The organism is Bacillus sp. SIMBA_008 (assembly GCF_046535495.1).
Classification (GTDB): domain Bacteria; phylum Bacillota; class Bacilli; order Bacillales; family Bacillaceae; genus Bacillus; species Bacillus subtilis.
In genome coordinates, this window is the sequence record NZ_JAWRWL010001051.1 from 1 (window position 1) to 245 (window position 245).

At 69.8% G+C, this 245-nt stretch carries 1 protein-coding gene; it reads right to left on the minus strand.

Annotated elements, in window-relative coordinates; all coding sequences use genetic code 11:
* A partial coding sequence (locus SB658_RS26630; protein WP_410603501.1) for a dihydrofolate reductase family protein occupies positions 1–245 on the minus strand: 245 nt, incomplete at both ends.

Consider the following 245-nt stretch of genomic DNA (forward strand, 5'->3'; position numbering starts at 1 on the left):
TCCCAGAGACGGTGGCCGCGGCCGAGGAAGATCGGCGCCACCATGAGGTGCAGGTCGTCGACCAGGCCCGCGCGGAGGAAGTCCCGCGCTGTGCGGTATCCGCCGCCGATCCGCACATCCTGGCCGCCCGCGGCTTCTGTCGCCTCGGCGAGCACGTCTTCGATCGCCGCGTCTCGGAAGTGGAAGGTCGTACCGCCGTCCATCGCGATCAACGGGCGAGGGGCGGAGTGGGTGAGGACGTATAC